The organism is Acidisoma cellulosilyticum, assembly GCF_020621385.1.
Classification (GTDB): domain Bacteria; phylum Pseudomonadota; class Alphaproteobacteria; order Acetobacterales; family Acetobacteraceae; genus Acidisoma; species Acidisoma cellulosilyticum.
Genome location: NZ_JAESVA010000001.1, coordinates 690,748 through 707,034, shown reverse-complemented (window position 1 = coordinate 707,034; position 16,287 = coordinate 690,748). Strand labels below are relative to the sequence as shown.

The 16,287-nt window shown below is 64.8% G+C and carries 16 protein-coding genes; 7 read left to right on the top strand and 9 right to left on the bottom strand.

The annotated features are described in order from the left end of the window. Positions 1 to 217 precede the first annotated feature (217 nt). Genes ACELLULO517_RS03305 through ACELLULO517_RS03295 form a run of 3 tightly spaced genes read right to left on the bottom strand, consistent with a single transcriptional unit; the run spans position 218 to position 3,168 of the window. Positions 218 to 721 carry a CinA family protein gene (locus ACELLULO517_RS03305; RefSeq protein ID WP_227305840.1) on the bottom strand — a complete coding sequence of 168 codons (504 nt, stop codon included), beginning with the start codon at positions 719 to 721 and terminating at the stop codon, positions 218 to 220. Between the two features lie 12 nt (positions 722 to 733). Next, entirely contained in the window at positions 734 to 1,189 is a 456-nt protein-coding gene (locus tag ACELLULO517_RS03300) for a phosphatidylglycerophosphatase A family protein (RefSeq protein WP_227306070.1), read from the bottom strand. A gap of 5 nt (positions 1,190 to 1,194) precedes the next feature. Then, positions 1,195 to 3,168 carry a lytic transglycosylase domain-containing protein gene (locus tag ACELLULO517_RS03295; protein WP_227305839.1) on the bottom strand — a complete coding sequence of 658 codons (1,974 nt, stop codon included), beginning with the start codon at positions 3,166 to 3,168 and terminating at the stop codon, positions 1,195 to 1,197. Positions 3,169 to 3,380: 212 nt separating this feature from the next. Between ACELLULO517_RS03295 and dapA the strand changes: the two genes are divergently transcribed. The 7 genes from dapA to folD all read left to right on the top strand — a co-directional run bounded on the left by dapA (position 3,381) and on the right by folD (position 9,138). Then, complete coding sequence (gene dapA, locus ACELLULO517_RS03290; RefSeq protein ID WP_227306069.1) at positions 3,381 to 4,259, top strand: 4-hydroxy-tetrahydrodipicolinate synthase; 879 nt, start codon at positions 3,381 to 3,383, stop codon at positions 4,257 to 4,259. A gap of 1 nt (position 4,260) precedes the next feature. After that, the gene (gene smpB, locus ACELLULO517_RS03285) at positions 4,261 to 4,755 is read left to right on the top strand and encodes an SsrA-binding protein SmpB (RefSeq protein ID WP_227305838.1); all 495 of its coding nucleotides are present in this window, start codon (positions 4,261 to 4,263) and stop codon (positions 4,753 to 4,755) included. Next, complete coding sequence (locus tag ACELLULO517_RS03280) at positions 4,752 to 5,399, top strand: phosphatase PAP2 family protein (protein WP_227305837.1); 648 nt, start codon at positions 4,752 to 4,754, stop codon at positions 5,397 to 5,399. The genes smpB and ACELLULO517_RS03280 overlap by 4 nt, the downstream gene beginning before the upstream one ends. Then, a complete protein-coding gene (gene ribD, locus ACELLULO517_RS03275; protein WP_227305836.1) occupies positions 5,396 to 6,574 on the top strand; it encodes a bifunctional diaminohydroxyphosphoribosylaminopyrimidine deaminase/5-amino-6-(5-phosphoribosylamino)uracil reductase RibD in 1,179 nt (392 codons plus the stop codon). The genes ACELLULO517_RS03280 and ribD overlap by 4 nt, the downstream gene beginning before the upstream one ends. Further along, complete coding sequence (locus ACELLULO517_RS03270) at positions 6,571 to 7,272, top strand: GTP cyclohydrolase II (protein WP_227305835.1); 702 nt, start codon at positions 6,571 to 6,573, stop codon at positions 7,270 to 7,272. Before ribD ends, ACELLULO517_RS03270 begins: the two co-directional genes overlap by 4 nt. 112 nt (positions 7,273 to 7,384) lie before the next feature. Further along, complete coding sequence (gene purU / locus ACELLULO517_RS03265) at positions 7,385 to 8,266, top strand: formyltetrahydrofolate deformylase (RefSeq protein ID WP_227305834.1); 882 nt, start codon at positions 7,385 to 7,387, stop codon at positions 8,264 to 8,266. Positions 8,267 to 8,271: 5 nt separating this feature from the next. Then, positions 8,272 to 9,138: a bifunctional methylenetetrahydrofolate dehydrogenase/methenyltetrahydrofolate cyclohydrolase FolD gene (folD, locus tag ACELLULO517_RS03260; protein ID WP_227305833.1), complete on the top strand. Its 867-nt coding sequence runs from the start codon at positions 8,272 to 8,274 to the stop codon at positions 9,136 to 9,138. Positions 9,139 to 9,161: 23 nt separating this feature from the next. Here folD and ACELLULO517_RS03255 read toward each other — a convergent pair whose 3' ends face one another. The 6 genes from ACELLULO517_RS03255 to ACELLULO517_RS03230 form a co-directional block, all read right to left on the bottom strand. Then, the gene (locus ACELLULO517_RS03255) at positions 9,162 to 9,377 is read right to left on the bottom strand and encodes a hypothetical protein (RefSeq protein ID WP_227305832.1); all 216 of its coding nucleotides are present in this window, start codon (positions 9,375 to 9,377) and stop codon (positions 9,162 to 9,164) included. Between the two features lie 76 nt (positions 9,378 to 9,453). After that, a complete protein-coding gene (locus ACELLULO517_RS03250; RefSeq protein ID WP_227305830.1) occupies positions 9,454 to 10,662 on the bottom strand; it encodes an MFS transporter in 1,209 nt (402 codons plus the stop codon). 59 nt (positions 10,663 to 10,721) lie between these two features. Continuing rightward, a complete protein-coding gene (locus tag ACELLULO517_RS03245; RefSeq protein WP_227305828.1) occupies positions 10,722 to 11,963 on the bottom strand; it encodes an arsenic transporter in 1,242 nt (413 codons plus the stop codon). Positions 11,964 to 12,111: 148 nt separating this feature from the next. Next, positions 12,112 to 13,842 (bottom strand): NADPH-dependent assimilatory sulfite reductase hemoprotein subunit, encoded by a 1,731-nt coding sequence (locus ACELLULO517_RS03240; RefSeq protein ID WP_227305826.1) that lies wholly within the window; start codon positions 13,840 to 13,842, stop codon positions 12,112 to 12,114. Positions 13,843 to 13,854: 12 nt separating this feature from the next. After that, positions 13,855 to 15,657: a diflavin oxidoreductase gene (locus ACELLULO517_RS03235; protein ID WP_227305824.1), complete on the bottom strand. Its 1,803-nt coding sequence runs from the start codon at positions 15,655 to 15,657 to the stop codon at positions 13,855 to 13,857. 11 nt (positions 15,658 to 15,668) lie between these two features. Continuing rightward, on the bottom strand, positions 15,669 to 16,250 hold the full coding sequence (locus ACELLULO517_RS03230) for a precorrin-2 dehydrogenase/sirohydrochlorin ferrochelatase family protein (protein ID WP_227305822.1): 582 nt from the start codon (positions 16,248 to 16,250) through the stop codon (positions 15,669 to 15,671). Positions 16,251 to 16,287: the final 37 nt, after the last annotated feature.

The following is a 16,287-nucleotide window of genomic DNA, read 5'->3' as shown; positions in this document are numbered from 1 at the left end:
TGTCATCCGCGCACTTGTTGCGCGGACCTACCCGCCGCGGCGCCAGCCGGCCGATCGCTTGCTACGCCGGGTAGATGCGCGGGTCGGGGCCCGCGCACGACAGATTTGGTGGCGTTTTCAACTAAACCTGACGGACTCTAGAGCAGATCACAGTCAGAGGGAATCGTCTGACTGTGTGAAGATGCTCACAAAAACAATAATCTAGACCTGACAGAGGTCAGGCATAGCGGCGGCCGCTATCCAGGGCTGCCCGCAGCATCGCTACCGCATGGCGGACGGTTGCCATCCGCACGGCCGTCCGATCCCCCGGAAAGATATGAGATTCGGCGATGATGCCGGCGGGGGTGGCGAGGCCGAACCATACGAGGCCGACCGGCTTCTCCGCCGTGCCGCCGCCTGGACCCGCGACACCGGTGACGGCGATGGCGAGTTCGGTCCCGGCCGTCCAGCCCGCGCCCTCCGCCATGGCGCGTGCGACGGGCTCACTGACCGCGCCATGAGCTTTGATCGTCTCCGCCGGCACGCCCAGCATTCGCGTCTTGGCGGCGTTGGAATAGGTGACTGCCCCGCCATCGACGACGTCCGATGATCCGCCGATGGCCGTCAGCAATCCCGCGATCAGCCCGCCGGTGCAGCTTTCGGCGGTGGTGATGCGCCAGCCGCGCGCGCGGGCTTCGGCCAATAGAGTCTCAGCCTCGGCCAAAAGATCAGTCGGGAACATGGCGTGGAGTCCTTAACCGAATAAAGCCGGGTGCCACAGCAGGACGGCCCAAAGCAGCAGGCCACCGATCACCCCGGCGATCACGTCATCCAGCATGACCCCGGTGGGGGAGTGCATCCGGTCCGCCCAGCCGATCGGGCCGGGCTTGGTGATATCCAGCAGCCGGAACAGCGCGAAGGCGAGGATGGCGCCGATCCAGGTGACGTGAGAGAGGCCGAGCAGGGTCAGCCATTGCCCGGCAACCTCATCGATCACCACCCAGCCCGGATCGTCCTTCGCCTCCGCCGCGCGGATGGCGAGGATTCCGCCGACCATGGCGATGATCGCGAGGATGAACAGCACCCAATGGCCGGCGAAGGCCAGGATGGCGCAGCCGAGGACAAGCCCGACCAGCGATCCGGCGGTGCCCGGCGCCCAGGGAAAGAACCCGGTGCCGCCGACGCTCGCGATGGCGCGGCTGAAGGTCATGGTCGTCAATGCAGCCATTGCTGCAACGGGTAAGGCACGGCGATGCCCTCACGGGCACGGTAGATGGCGATGCCCTCCGTCACCCGCTGCACATAGTTGCGCGTCTCGTCGAAGGGGATCAGCTCGATCCAGTCCAGCACATCCGGGCCGCCCGGCGTGCGGAAGTCGCCGTTCTGGGCCAGCCATTGGTCGACGCGATTGGGACCGGCGTTGTAGCTCGCGATCGACAGCGGCAGGCAATTGTCGAACCGCGCCATGAGACCGGCGAAATAGGCGTTGCCGAGCGTCATGTTCACGTCTGGTGCGGTCGTCAGCTGCCAGGGCGAGACGGCCGTGCCTTGCTGATGGGCGACCAGCCGGGCGGTCGCCGGCATCAGCTGCATCAGCCCCAAGGCGCCCGCCGGGCTGACCGCGCCGACATCGAAACTGCTTTCCTGGCGGATCAGCCCGAGGGTGACGGCGGGTTCGATCCCGGCATTGCTCGGCGGCTGGAAGGGAATCGGCCAGCCGGCATCGAGCAGCATGGTGCCGTGCAGACCAGCGACGCGGGACAGGCCGACGCCGGCATAGGGGATCTGGAAACCGACGGCCAGTTGCGCAGCCATGGCATAATCGGCCGGGTCCGGTGCGATGGACGCGACGTCGAGCAGGAAGCCGTAGGCGCGGCGCGGTTGGTTCCAGGCGACCAGGAAGGCAGCGGCACGCGCTGTCTCTCGCCCGGCGAAGCCGATGGCATCGGTCGCATTCCAGGCGGGTTCCGGTGCGGCCAGAATGCGCGCATTGAGCGCGGCCGGCGTATCGCCCAAGGCAAGTGCCGCGATCTGACCGTAGAAGGTCGTGGGATAGGCGGCCGCCAGCTTGTATTCATTCGCCGCCTGCATGGTGCTGCCTTCGGCGGCCAGAGTCCGTCCCAGCCAGTAATGCGCGCGGGACTGCGTGATGGCGGCCGTGGAGAGCGTCGTCAGCATGCGGAAGAACGGCTCGGCTTTATTGGCGTTATGCAGAACCCTTAACGCGATGAAGCCCGCGAGAAACTGCTGGTCGGCCGCGTCAGCCGGCGCGCTGGGCTGGATGAGCTTGACCAGCGCATAGGCGTCCTGACCGTCATTGTCGGAAATCAGATCGCGGGCGAGATAGGCCGCTTCGTGCCACAGCGCATGCTGCTGCACGGCGTCACCCGCCTGGAAGGCGGCATAGCCTTGGCTGGTCCAGAACTGCAAAGCGACCGGATCGCCGGCATTCTTCCGCAGATAGCGCGCGCCGGCCAGGAACAGGCCGGGGTTTTCCTGGTCCGAGGTCGGCAGCGCCTGCAGCGCGGTCGCGGCATCGGGCTGCGCGGTATTGAGCGCGACCCAGGCTGAGGCGGCGGCCACGCGGTCGCTCGGCAAGCGGCCGATCTCCGCCCCGGCGGCGGGAGAGCCGATACGGGCCAGCGCCACGAACCTTGCCCATGCGTCATCCGACTGCAGCAGGCTGCCCCATTGGCTGAGGAAAGCCGCGACATCGCCGGGGTCTGTGATGCCGGTGCCGGTCCAGGCGGCACGGACGGCTTTCGCCGCATCGGCGCTGTCATTCGCGGTCTGGAAGGCGGTCGCGCAGCGCAGCAAAGCCTGCGCCCCGGCGGGCATATGGGCCTGACACTGGGCCAGCGCTGTCGCCTGATCAGGCTCCACGGCCAGCGCCTCTTCCCAACGCGTTTCCAGCAGCGCCTGCTGCGGCCAGTCCGGATTGGCATCCATGAAGGCGCGGATTTCGACGGCACTCGCCTGGCCGCGCGTCAGCATCCGGTAATAGGTGACGAGTTTTGTGGCCACCGGGTCGGCATATTGCGCCGCCATGGCATTGGCCTGGTCCCAGTTGCGGGCAGCCACGGCATCCATCGGCGTCTGCACGCCCTGGGCCGACGCTGCGGAGATTTGCAAAGCCAGAGCACTGGTGGTCAGCAGGCTGGCGCAGCCCAATCGGGAAAGAAAGCGCATGGACGTCCGCAAACCTCGTTCAATCCTGTGCATCATTGCGCATGTGCGGCCCGTCGCAAAGCCGTGAGAGCCGATGCATGCGTGACGCTTTTGCCATCTACCATTATCGCATGCCGCAGCCGAGCAGCGCGCGGCTTGCGATGCAAGGCGGCCGGTCTTACTTTCCGCAATTCCGCATCCACCCTAAGCCGTGCTCAGTCGAGGATATCGCCATGTTCAAGGGCTCGCTCGTTGCCCTCATTACGCCCATGCAGGCCGATGGCGCTATCGACGAGAAAGCGCTGGAGCGGTTTGTCGATTGGCAGATCACGGAAGGCACGCATGGGCTGGTGCCCGTCGGCACGACCGGCGAGACGCCGACGCTGACGCATGAGGAACATCGTCGTGTGGTCGAGATTACCATCGCGGTCGCCGGGGGCCGTGTGCCGGTGATCGCGGGGGCAGGGTCCAATAGCACGGCCGAGGCGGTTGACCTCGCCCGCCACGCCAAGCACGCCGGCGCCGATGCCGCGCTTGTCGTCACGCCCTATTACAACAAGCCGACGCAGGAAGGCCTTTATCTGCATTTCAAGACCATCGCCGACAGCGCCGATATTCCGATCATCGTCTATAACGTGCCGCCGCGCAGCGTCGTGGATATGAGCGTCGAGACCATGGCGCGTCTGGCGAAGCACCCGAATATCGTGGGCGTGAAGGACGCGACCGCCAATCTCGCCCGGCCCTTGCAGACGCTGCGCGCCTGCGGCCCGGATTTCTGCCAGCTTTCGGGTGAGGACCACACCGCCGTAGCCCACCTGGCCTCGGGCGGCGTCGGCTGCATTTCGGTCACCGGCAATGTGGCACCGCGCCTGATCTCCGAAATGCACATGGCCTGGCAGCGTGGCGACGTGGCCGAGGCGATGGCGATCCAGTTGCGCCTGCTGCCGTTGCATGACGCGATGTTCGTCGAGACCAATCCCGGCCCGGTGAAATACGCGGCGCATCTGCTCGGCTTCGGCGCGCCGGATTGCCGCCTGCCGCTGGCCCCCATTACCGAGGCGACGCGCAACCAGGTGCGGGCCGCGCTGGTTGAGGTCGGCCTGCTGAACTGACATGGCCGAATCCAAAGAATCAAAATCCAAATCGGGCCTGATCTCGCACGGCATCGCCTCGCAGAACCGCAAGGCGCGGTTCGACTATTCCATTAAGGAAACGGTCGAAGCCGGGCTCGTGCTGAAAGGGGCGGAGGTGAAGTCCCTCCGCCATGGCCGCGCGACCTTGACCGAGGCCTGGGCGGGCGAGCGTGACGGCGAGCTATGGCTGTTTAACGCCTATATCCCTGAATATCAGGGCGGCGTGCTGTCGCGGTTCGAGCCGCGCGCGCCGCGCAAACTGCTGCTGAAACATAAGCAGATCAATCAGTTGACGGCGTCGGTCGCGCGCAACGGCATCACCATCGTGCCGTTGCAGATCCATTTCAACGATCGCGGGATAGCCAAGGTCCTGCTCGGCGTCGGCGAAGGCCGGCAGAAGGCCGACAAGCGCCATGCGGTCGCGGCGCGCGACTGGCAGCGGGACAAGGCGCGGTTGATGCGCAACAAGGGATGACCACCAGGGCGCGGCTAAGCCCTGGGCTAATCCTCGTTTGTTTCTGCCTCCTGCTGATCGTCATTTCCATCCTGTTCGTCGACCGGCCGCTGGCATTTCTCATGCACCGGCTGTTCCATCACAGCCCCTGGTTTCTGGGACTGGCCGCCATCGGCCAGATTCCCTTGAGTTTCGCGGCGCCCGGACTGGTTATCGCGGCTGCCGCCGGCTGGTGGGGCTGGCGCCCCCAGGCGCGCGGCTGGACCTGGATCGCGGTCGCATTGGCCGTGACGATTGCCATCACGCTCAAAGGGTTGCTGAAGGAGGCTTTTGGCCGCACCTGGCCGGAAACCTGGTCGCATCACAATCCGTCCCTGATCCATGACGGCGTCTTCGGCTTTTCACCCTTTCATGGCGGGGAGGGCTGGTCGTCCTTCCCGTCCGGCCATACGACGGCGATCGCTGCCGTCGCAGGCGTGTTGTGGTGGCGGCTTCCCCACCTGCGGTGGCTGTGGGCGCTGCTCGTCGGGCTGACGGCTTTCGGCCTCGTCGCCGGCAATGTCCATTTCCTGGGCGATGTCATTGCCGGTGGCCTGCTAGGCTTCCTGTGCGGACGCGCCACCCTTGCACTTCCCTTGCCGACAGAGGATCGTCCGGCGCCATGACCGAATGGACCTCCCTCGACCGGCGGATGATGATGGCCGCCCTCAACCTCGCCCGTGGCGCGCTGGGTACGACGGCCCCCAATCCGGCGGTCGGTTGCGTGATTGCGCAGGGGGATCGCGTTGTCGGGCAAGGGGCGACCCAGCCCGGCGGCCGTCCGCATGCGGAAGTCATGGCCCTACGCGAGGCAGGGTCAGCCGCGCAGGGTGCGACCGCCTATGTCACGCTGGAACCTTGTTCCCATCACGGCCGCACGCCGCCTTGTGCCGATGCGCTGATCGAAGCCGGTATCGCCCGTGTCGTCATTGCCTTCGCGCATGACCCGGACCCGCGCGTCCAAGGCCGCGGCACCGCACGCCTGCGGGCTGCCGGCATTGCCGTCGAGACCGGGTTGATGGAGCGCGATGCGCAGGCCGTGGTCGCGGGTTTCGTCAAAACCGTCACCCACGGTCTGCCCTGGGTCACCGTGAAACTCGGCGTCACGCTGGACGGTTGTATTGCCACGAAGGGCGGCGAAAGCCGTTGGATCACCGGTCCCGGTGCCCGCAAGGTCGTGCAGCGCATGCGGGCTGAGCATGATGCCATCCTGGTCGGCATCGGCACCGTGCTGGCCGACGATCCCGGCCTGCGCTCGGCTCTCTCCGGTTTCGCGGATCGGCCGCGCTGGCGCGTGGTCGCCGATAGCGCCCTGCGCACCCCGCTGGACAGCCAATTGGTCCGGAATGCAGCAACGCATTCGCTGATCCTGCTAGCCGCGCCCGATGCGGATAAGGTCCGCGCGCGGGCTCTGCAGGATGCCGGCTTGACCATCCTGACGGTCGCGCGCGATGCCCATGGCAAGCTGGATCTGACGGAAGGGCTGCGTGCGCTGAAGGGCGTCGGCCTGACCTCGATCCTGAACGAAGGCGGCAGCCAATTGGCCGGTGCGCTGTTGCGGGCCGGGCTGGTGGATCGTCTGGCCTGGCATCGCGCCCCCATCCTGCTGGGCGACAGCGGTCTGCCGGCGCTTCAAGGCCTCGGCATCGAAAGGCTGACAGACGCAATTCGCCTGCGATTTTTGGCGCGGCAGGAGTATGAAGAGGACGTGCTGGAAACGTATGATGTTATTTCTCACGCGCGTGCGCGTGAAATAGATCCTGAAAGCCCGCCTGCCTTGTCGTCTGGAAGCCTCGCATGACCCATCTCAAGCCCATCGCCCGACCGGGTGAGCCGATGCTGGCGTGCAAGGCCCGAACCTCCGTCATGATCCCGCTCGGCCCGGACAGCATTCCGGCCGAATTCGTCGGTTTCGATGGGCTGGACGGGCTGGAGCATATCGCCATCCGCTTCGCCGGCCGGAATTCCGATCCTGCGCGTCCGACTTTGGTGCGCCTGCATTCCGAATGCCTGACCGGTGACGTCTTCTCCTCCCGCCGCTGCGATTGCGGCGAGCAGTTGCATGAGGCGATCGGCATGCTGGCGGAAGAAGGCGGCGTGCTGCTGTATCTGCGCCAGGAAGGGCGGGGCATCGGTCTTTATGCCAAGCTGGACGCTTACCGGCTGCAGGATCAGGGCGCCGATACCTATGAGGCGAACCGCTTGCTGCATCTGCCCGAGGATGCGCGCGACTACACCATCGGTGCGCGCATGCTGCAGGCGATCGGCGTCACTCATATCCGACTGCTGACCAATAACCCCGACAAGATCGCCCAGTTAAAAGATGCGGGGATCGATGTCGCCGAGGTCAGCCGCACCGGCGTTTATGTGACCGACGCGAACCGCGCCTATCTGCAGGCGAAGGTCCGCCACCACCATCTGCTCAATCCACTGGCGCTGATCGCTGATGCTGCGGCGGGTATGGGTGAAGAGGGCCTAGGTATCACCGCGTCCGAGTAACGCTTGGGCGCAAAAGACCAAGTCGCAGGTCGCAACCGTCCGCCCCCTGGGACCGGCGATCGCGCATCCTGCCTCCCTCTCCAACTGCCTGACTTTGACCCGGAAGACCGCCATGGCCTCGCCATCCAGCCTTCAAACGCAATTCGTCCTGACCATTGCCTGCCCTGATCGCCCGGGCATCGTCGCGGCCGTCACGACCTTTCTGTTCGAGGCCGGCGGCAATATTCTGGAAGCCCAGCAATTCGACGATCTGCAGAGCAAGCGCTTCTTCATGCGCGTGGTTTTCACGGCCGTCGGCGAGACCGACGGCTATCTGGATCGTTTCCGCACGGATTTCCTGGCCATCGCCGAGACCTTCGGCATGGACTGGACACTGCGCGACCGGCTGGAAAAGCGCCGCGTCATGATCCTGGTCTCCAAGTTCGACCATTGCATGGTCGATCTTCTCTATCGCTGGCGGAACGGCGAATTGCCGATGGACATCACCGCCATCGTCGCCAACCATCCGCGTGAGACCTATGCCGGCGTCGATTTCTCCGGCCTGCGCTTCCATCACCTGCCGGTGACCAAGCAGACCAAGATGGAGCAGGAGACCGAGCTTTGGGACCTGGTGCGCGAGACCAAGACCGATCTGGTGGTCCTAGCCCGCTATATGCAGGTTCTGTCGGATGGGCTGACGGCCAAGCTGAATGGCCGCTGCATCAATATCCACCACTCCTTCCTGCCGGGCTTCAAGGGTGCGAAGCCCTATCATCAGGCTTATGAACGCGGCGTGAAACTGATCGGCGCGACCGCCCATTACGTGACCAGCGACCTCGACGAAGGTCCGATCATCGAGCAGGATGTCGAGCGGATCAGCCATGGCGACACGCCGGACGATCTTGTCCGCAAGGGTCGCGATATCGAGCGCCGGGTCCTGGCGCGTGCCGTGCGCTTCCATCTCGATGGACGCGTCATCCTCAATGGCGGCAAGACCGTCGTCTTCACGGAATAAAGTCTATGGCCGCCAAGATCATCGACGGAAAGGCCTTCGCGGCCGGCATTGTGGCGGAGGTGACCGCCGAGGTCGCGTCCATCCGCGCGGCGGGCGGACGGGCGCCGGGCCTGGCCGTCGTGCTGGTCGGTGAGGATCCGGCGAGCCAGGTCTATGTGCGGAACAAGGGCCGCACGACGAAGGAATCCGGCATGGAATCCTTCGAATTCCGCCTGGGCGTGGAGACGACCGAGCAAGCCCTGCTCAGCCTGATCGCCGAGCTGAATGATGATGAGGCGGTCGACGGCATTCTGGTGCAGCTGCCCCTGCCGTCGCATATCAACAGCGCCCGCGTGCTGGACGCGATTTCGCCGGATAAGGACGTGGACGGTTTCCACGTCATCAATGCCGGCCGGCTCGCGACCGGCCTGCCGGGTCTGGTGCCCTGCACGCCGCTGGGCTGCCTGCTGATGCTGAAGGCGGAACTGGGTGACCTGTCAGGTCTGCGCGCCGTCGTGCTCGGCCGTTCGAATATCGTCGGCAAGCCGATGGCGGCCCTTCTGCTGGCCGAAAGCTGCACGGTGACGATCGCCCATTCCCGCACGCGCGATCTGGAGCAGGAGTGCCAGCGCGCGGATATTCTGGTCGCCGCCGTCGGCCGCGCCGAAATGGTACGCGGCAGCTGGATCAAGCCGGGCGCGACCGTGATCGATGTCGGCATCAATCGGATCGCGGGTGACGCCGGCAAGACCAAGCTGGTCGGTGACGTCGCATTCGCCGAGGCGGTGGCGGTCGCCGGCCGCATCACGCCCGTGCCGGGCGGTGTCGGGCCGATGACCATCGCCTGCCTGCTGCGCAATACTTTGACAGCCGCGAAGCTTCGCCGCGGCTGATCGGGCCGGCTGAGGTTTGGCGGTCACTGCGACGCACTGGCGCCGTCATCGCGATGCCGGGCGATGACGCTTTGCTGGAAAATCCACTCTTCCAGCGAGCGGATAAGGTTGCTGGCTTCGACCCGATCGATAGCCACAAAAACAGCATCTGAGAGCGAATCATGCTGCGCTGGCGCCCATAGCGTCAGCGCAAATTTTCCGTTTCCTGCGACCGTTGTCAGTTTGTCCGCCTGGCGCATTGGGCACTCCGAATAGGATTTAACTTAATTAACGATACAGAACTCCATTCAGAAGAAAATAACTATTTTTGTTAGTTTAAATTGACTCGGCGCGTGACATCGGCTGCCGCAGGAGCAAGAGCGGCAAAGCGCTTGCCACCACGACGATGCCGCCAAGGGCCAGGATCGCGGGCAGTGGGATGACGGCCAGCGCATTGGCGATGAGGCCCGAGAGGAAGAAGGCGAGCGCCACCGCCGCTGAACCGATGCCCATCGCCCAGCCCTGGCTATCCGTGGAGGCAGCCCCGCTGATGAGCGAGAGCAGCGCGATATAGCAGGCGCAATTGGTGACGGCCGCCAGGAAGACGATCGGCCATTGCCAGATCTCTCCGGCGCCGGCCGAGAACAGGACGAAGACACCGCAGAGAACCAGTGACAAGCCGCAGGCCCTTACCTCGTTCGGGATTAGCTTAGCTAGAATCCGATAGAACAAGGTTGAGCCGACGACGAAGCCGACACCCAATGTGGCGCTGAAGAGGCCGAGATAGCTCGGTTCCAGCCGATAGACATTGCCCATCAGCACGATGACATAGACGTAGTAGATGGCGAAACCGAACTGGAACAGGAAGAAGGCCAGCGCCAGCCAGCGGATGCGCGGATGCTGAGCCGCCAGAACGAAATTCGTCATCGGCCGGCGCCAACTGAAGGTGAGCGCGCTGCGCGACGGCATTTCCGCGAATTTGGCGCGATAGATCAGCAGAAAAACCGCGCCGCACAGGATCATTGTGACCAGCAAGGGCAGCGGCAACCAGATATCGGTCAGCACGCCGCCGGCGGCAGGGGCGGAGGCAAGGGCCAGGCAATTGACCAGCACGACGCGGGACATGTCGCGGCCACGCTCTTCGGGCCGGCTGTGGTCCATCATCGCGGCCTGCGCGATGGGCGCGGCACCGGCCATCAGCCCCGAGACCAGCCGGCCGATGAGCAGCAAAGCCAGAAACCGCGTCTCGACGCCCAGGAACATCAGCGTATAGGCGAGACCAAGGCCCGTCATGCAGATCAGCAGCGTCCGCCGTCGCCCCAGCGCATCCGACAGGTCACCGAGCAGCGAGGCGCCGAAGAACATGCCGAGCGGAAAGAGCGAGAAGGTCAGCGACAGCAGCAGATTGAGCGTCGCTGGACCATAGCTATGATCGGCCGCGACATTGCGGAACAGGATGACGATCACGGGATACATCAATCCGAAGGAAAAAAGATCAATGAAGACGGCTGCCAGAAAAGGCAGCATTCCGAGCATGCGGTTCATTCTGGGCGATCTCCGACGGCCGAATTCGCAATGACATCATTGCGTTTCCCAGACAATCTCTATCGCAGCAGCAACCCGGCCAGCGCCAGCACCAGGGCCGGCGGCATCACGATGGCGCCGCGCATCAGGAAGGTTTTGAAGGTCACGTCCTCGCCCTCCCGCCGGATCGCCGTCAGCCACAGGATGGTCGCGAGCGATCCGGTGATCGAGAGATTGGGACCGAGATCGACGCCTATCAGCAGCGAATCGGTCACGGATTGCGGCAGATGCCCGGACGCGATGGTGGAACTGGCGACAACCCCGGCCGGCAGGTTGTTCATGACGTTGCAAACCAGGGCGAGCAGGATGCCGGACCCCCAGGCGGTCGCCTGCACCGAATGGGCGGCCGCGTGATGCAGCCAGGTGGCCAGCGCCGCCAAAGCGCCTGTCTGCCGCAGACCCTCGACGAGCACGAACAATCCCGCGACCAGCGGCAGGACAAGCCAGGAGATGCCGCGGAGCGTCGCCCAAGGCGCCTCACGTTTGCGCCAGAGCACGAAACCGGTGGTGAGCCCGCCCGCAATGGCGGTGGGCAGGCCAAGCTGGATATCGGCGGCGGACGCCGTCAGCAGCAGGATCGCTGTCATCACGATGCCGATGGCGGCGGCGAAGCCGCCCGGCGACAGCTTCGGCTGCGGAATCTCGGATTGGATCGGGGCCGCCAGATGCTTCCGCTCGATGATCAGCAGCGCGAGAAGCGTGGCGCCCACGGCCGCGAGGGACGGCATGAAAAAATGCCCGAGCCAGGTGAAGAGCGGCGGCACATGGTCAGCGTAGAGAACGAGATTGGCGGGATTGGAAATGGGCAGCAGAAAACTCGCCGCATTGGCGATGAAGGCACAGACGAACAGATAGGGCAGCGGTTCGGCGCGCGCATGCTTGGCGGCCGCGAAAACCGCCGGCGTCATCACCACCGCCGTCGCGTCATTGGACAGAAAGGCCGTAACGACAGTGCCGACCGCATAAATGAGCAGGAAAAGCTTGCGGGAGGATCCGCGTGCCTGGCGCACGGCGAAGGCGGCGAGCCAATCGAACAGGCCTTCGCGCCGGGCGACTTCGCTCAGCAGCATCATGCCGATCAGGAACAGATAGACATCGGTGCCGCGCCCGACGGCGTGCAACGCTTGCCCAATGGGCACAAGGCCCAGCAGCACCAGAATAAGCGCACCCGATACCGCCCAGACGGCTTCGGGGATACGCCAGGGTCGGATGATAACCCCGGCGGTCGCGAGGATGACGATCAGCCAGGTGAGGGACGTCATGAAAGATCGTCGGGCGCGGACTTGTTCCGCGCATCTACTCCCCGACGAGGCGCCGCGACGGCGTTGAGGCGCCAACGCCGGTAGACCCGCGGAACAAGTCCGCGGGCGACGGTGGGAAGGGTGCGACTGACGATAGTCGTATCGTCAATCACGCAAGCTGCAGATTGGCGTGGAAGTTGTTCCCCGCCGTGGTTGCCGCGATATGACCGGCGCGGATGACGAAATCGCCGAAGCTTTCGCCGGTATTCCGCTCGGTCGCGTATTGATGCAGCAACGGGCCGAGCTCCGCCAGGATCGCTTCCTCGCCGACATCCTGGCGGTAGAGCTTGTTCAGACGCTCACCCTCCAGGCTGCCGCCGAGATACAGGTTATAGGTGCCGGGGCCACGGCCGACGAAGGCGATCTCGGCCAGATAAGGCCGGGCGCAGCCGTTGGGGCAGCCCGTCATGCGGATGGTGATTTCGTCTTCCGTCAGACCGGCCAAAGCCAGTTTCTCTTCCAGCGCCGTCAGCAGGTCCGGCATATAGCGCTCGCTCTCGGCCAGAGCCAGGCCACAGGTTGGCAGCGCCACGCAAGCCATGGAATTGCGGCGCAGCCCGCTATCGGCCGTGATCGCCATGTTATGCTCGGCCAGCAGCGCTTCCACCGCCGGCTTCTGCTCGGCCGAGATATTGGCGATGGTGACGTTCTGATTGGGGGTCAGGATGATGACGCCACCATCCAGCATGCGGGCGATTTCGCGCATGCCGGTCTGCAGCTTCTTCTCCGGCCAATCCTTCACGCGCCCGCTTTCCAGGAACAGCGTGACATGCCAAAGCCCGTTATCGCCCTGGATCCAGCCGTAACGATCGCCACGGCTTTTGAAGTCCGGCACATGCACCGGCCCGAGCTTATAGCCGAGATGGGCTTCGACCTGCTCGCGGAACCAGCCGATGCCGCCGTTTTCGATCGTGTATTTCAGGCGGGCATGCTTGCGCACCGACCGATCGCCGAAATCGCGCTGCACGATGACGACCTTTTCAGCGACTTCGACCGCCTGTTCGGGCGTGCAGAAGCCGAGCACATCGGCCGCGCGCGGGAAGGTATCGGTCTCGCCATGGGTCATGCCCATGCCGCCGCCGACCAGCACGTCCCAGCCGATGATCGCACCGTCCTTCAACACGGCGACGAAGGACAGGTCATGCGCATAGACATCGACATCGTTCTGCGGCGGCACGGCGACAGTGATCTTGAACTTCCGCGGCAGGTAGGTCTTGCCGTAGATCGGCTCGTCCTCCTCCTTCGCGTCGCGGGAGGTATCGACCACGTTTTCGCCGTCGATCCAGATCTCATGATAGGCGGTGGTGCGCGGCGAGAGGTGGTCGCTGATATCCTGCGATAGCTTCAGCGCGGCCGCGTGAACCGAACTCTCGTAGGGGTTCACGGCGCACATGACGTTGCGGTTCACGTCGCCACAGGCGGCCAGCGTATCCAGCAGGGACTTGTTGATGCTGTTGATGGCGGGCCGCAGATTGCTTTTGATGATGCCATGGAACTGGATCGCCTGGCGTGTCGTCACGCGCAGCGTGCCGTTGGCGCGCTCATCCGCGATGTCATCCAGCGCCAGCCATTGTGCCGGCGTCATCTGCCCGCCGGGCACGCGCACGCGCGCCATGAAGCTGAAGGCCTTCTCCATCTTCTTGCGGCCGCGCTCGGCGCGGATATCGCGGTCATCCTGCTGATAGATGCCGTGGAACTTCGTCAGCTGGGTATCGTCCTCGTCCAGCTGGCCGGTGATGACATCGGTCAGGCCATCCGCAATGCCGCCGCGCAGGCCGCGGCTGGCGGATTTGATGCCTTCGTTGCGGGAGAGCGGCTTCTTCTCGGTTTCGTCTGACATGGTCTCTGGCTTTCAGTAGACGTCGCGCAGATAGCGGCCATCGCGGCGGATGGTATCGAGCTTGGCGGCGGCCGCGGTTTCATCGATGCCGGCCTGGTCGGCGATGACGCGGATCAAGGCGTGGTTCACGTCCTTCGCCATGGCATTCGCGTCACCGCAGACATAGATCGCAGCGCCGTTCTGGATCCAGCGATAGAGTTCGCGGCGCTGTTCCCAGATGCGGTTCTGGACATAGACCTTTTCGCGCTGATCCCGCGAGAAGGCGGTCTCGATACGGGTCAGCAGACCGCTCTTTTTCCAATCCTGCCATTCGAGCTGGTACAGGAAGTCATTGGTGAAATGGCGATTGCCGAAGAAGAGCCAATTTTTGCCCGTCGCACCGATCGCCTCGCGCTCCTGCATGAAGGCGCGGAAGGGTGCCACGCCCGTGCCGGGCCCGATCATGATGACGGCGCGATCCGGATCAGCCGGCAGACGGAAATGCGGGTTGGGCTTCAGATAGACCTTCAGCGAGCCGCCTTTCTTGCGGCGCTCGGCGATATCGACCGAGGCGACGCCCGCGCGGCTTCGGCCATGCGTCTGGTAGCGCACGGCGGAGACCAGCAGATGGACCTCGTCTTCGGCGGCCTTGGCGCTGGAGGCGATGGAATAAAGCCGGCCGGGCAGGGGACGCAGCAGGCTGGTCAGCGTCGTGGCGTCCAGCTTGGTGGGTGCGGCTTCCAGCAGGTCGATCACCTGCCGGCCCTGCAGCCAGGCGGTCAGCGCGTTCGGGTCGGCGGTCAGTGCCTTGAGCTGGGCGCTATCCGTCAGCTTGGCATAGGCTTCGACCTGCGGGCGCGTCAGCGTCGTGATGTCCTGCGCGTCCGACAGCGCTTCGCGGACCAGCGCATCGTCGGTCAGGCCCGCGACCTTGAGGATGTCTTCGACGAGGGCGGGATCGTTCTCCGGGACGATGCCGAGGGCGTCGCCCGGCGCATGGACAAGGCCCGACCCCTCGACCGAAATTTCCGTATGCCAGGTCTCGGACGAAGACCCGCTGCCGTTGAGGTTGATCAGCTCGCTGATCGTCGCCGCGAAGGGCGTGTTGCGGGTGTAAAGCGGTTCGGCCTCGTCATCCGTCTCCGCTTCGGCCGGCGCGGCTCGTGCGAAATCGACATGGATGACGGCATGTTCGTCCGCCGTTTCCTTTTGCAGCGTGTCGAGCGTGGATTTGATCCAGGCATTGGCGGGCGTCGCGAAATCGACGTCGCATTCCACCAGCGGCGCGAAGCGCTTGGCGCCGAGGGCGACCAGACGCTCATCGATGATGTGCCCGGTCATGCAGAAATTGACGTAGGCGCGGTCGCCCAGCGCCAGCAGGCTGAAGCGCGTCTTATCGAAGCGCGGCGCATCCTCGGCCAGCAATCCGCTATAGAAGTCCATGGCGCGCTGCGGCGGGTCGCCTTCGCCCCAGGTGCTGACGATGATCAGCACATTCTCGGCTTTCGCCATATCGGCGAGGGAGATGTCGGCGACGTCAGAAACCTTGGCGGCGAAGCCGAGCTTCTGGGCAGCCTTGCGGGTCTGGGCCGCAAGGGTTTCCGCATTGCCCGATTCGGTCGCGAACAGGATCAGCAGCGGCACCTTTTTGGCCGGCGCCTGCGGCGCCGCAGCGGTTGCGGTTTGCGCGCCACCTGTCCCGGCGAGAAAGCCCGCCAGGAAGCCGCTCAGCCAAGCGCGCTGCTCGGGCGAGGTCTTGGTGATGACGCCGTTCAGCGCCGCGATCTCCTCAGGCCGGAAGGGCGCGGAGCTCGGCAGGATGGGCAGACTTGCCATGGTCTTGATGGTCACTTTCGATGGGGCGTGAGCTCGGCGAGCCAGCCATTCTGCTGCAGAAACGTCTCAGTCTTGGCGGCAAGAACCGGAAGGTCGTCGCCGCCACGGCGCCATTCGTCCCGCTGGTTGCCGATCATTTCCAGCCTTTCGCCCCATTCTGGGCCGAAGGTCTGGGCCAGGAAGCCCCGGATGCGCTGGGCGAGGCCCGGGCTGCGCCCATCGGTCGATACCGTCAGCAATAATGCGCCGCGACGGACCTCGGCGGCATTGTGGAAGGTGCAATGCTCCCGCCGGTCTTCGACATTGACCAGAATCTTGTGCCGGCGCGCCCGCTGGGCGAGGGCAGCGGCTTCATCGTCGGGCATCCCGACGATCCAGAGCACGTCGAGACGGCTGAGGGTTTCCTCATCCGGCAGGCCGAGCCGACAGGCCTCCCCCGCGCTCGCCTGCAAGGCTGCGTCCGGCGCATCCGCGAAGCATTGCGCCTGCATCGCGCCACCTTCGGCGATAAGCTGCCAGCGACGCAGGGCCGCCGGTCCATGGCCTGCCAGGCCAAGGTTCAACGCCCGCGGATCGAGAGAGACCGGGATCATGCCGTCATAAAAAGGACTTTGGTGGCAGCGACAAGAG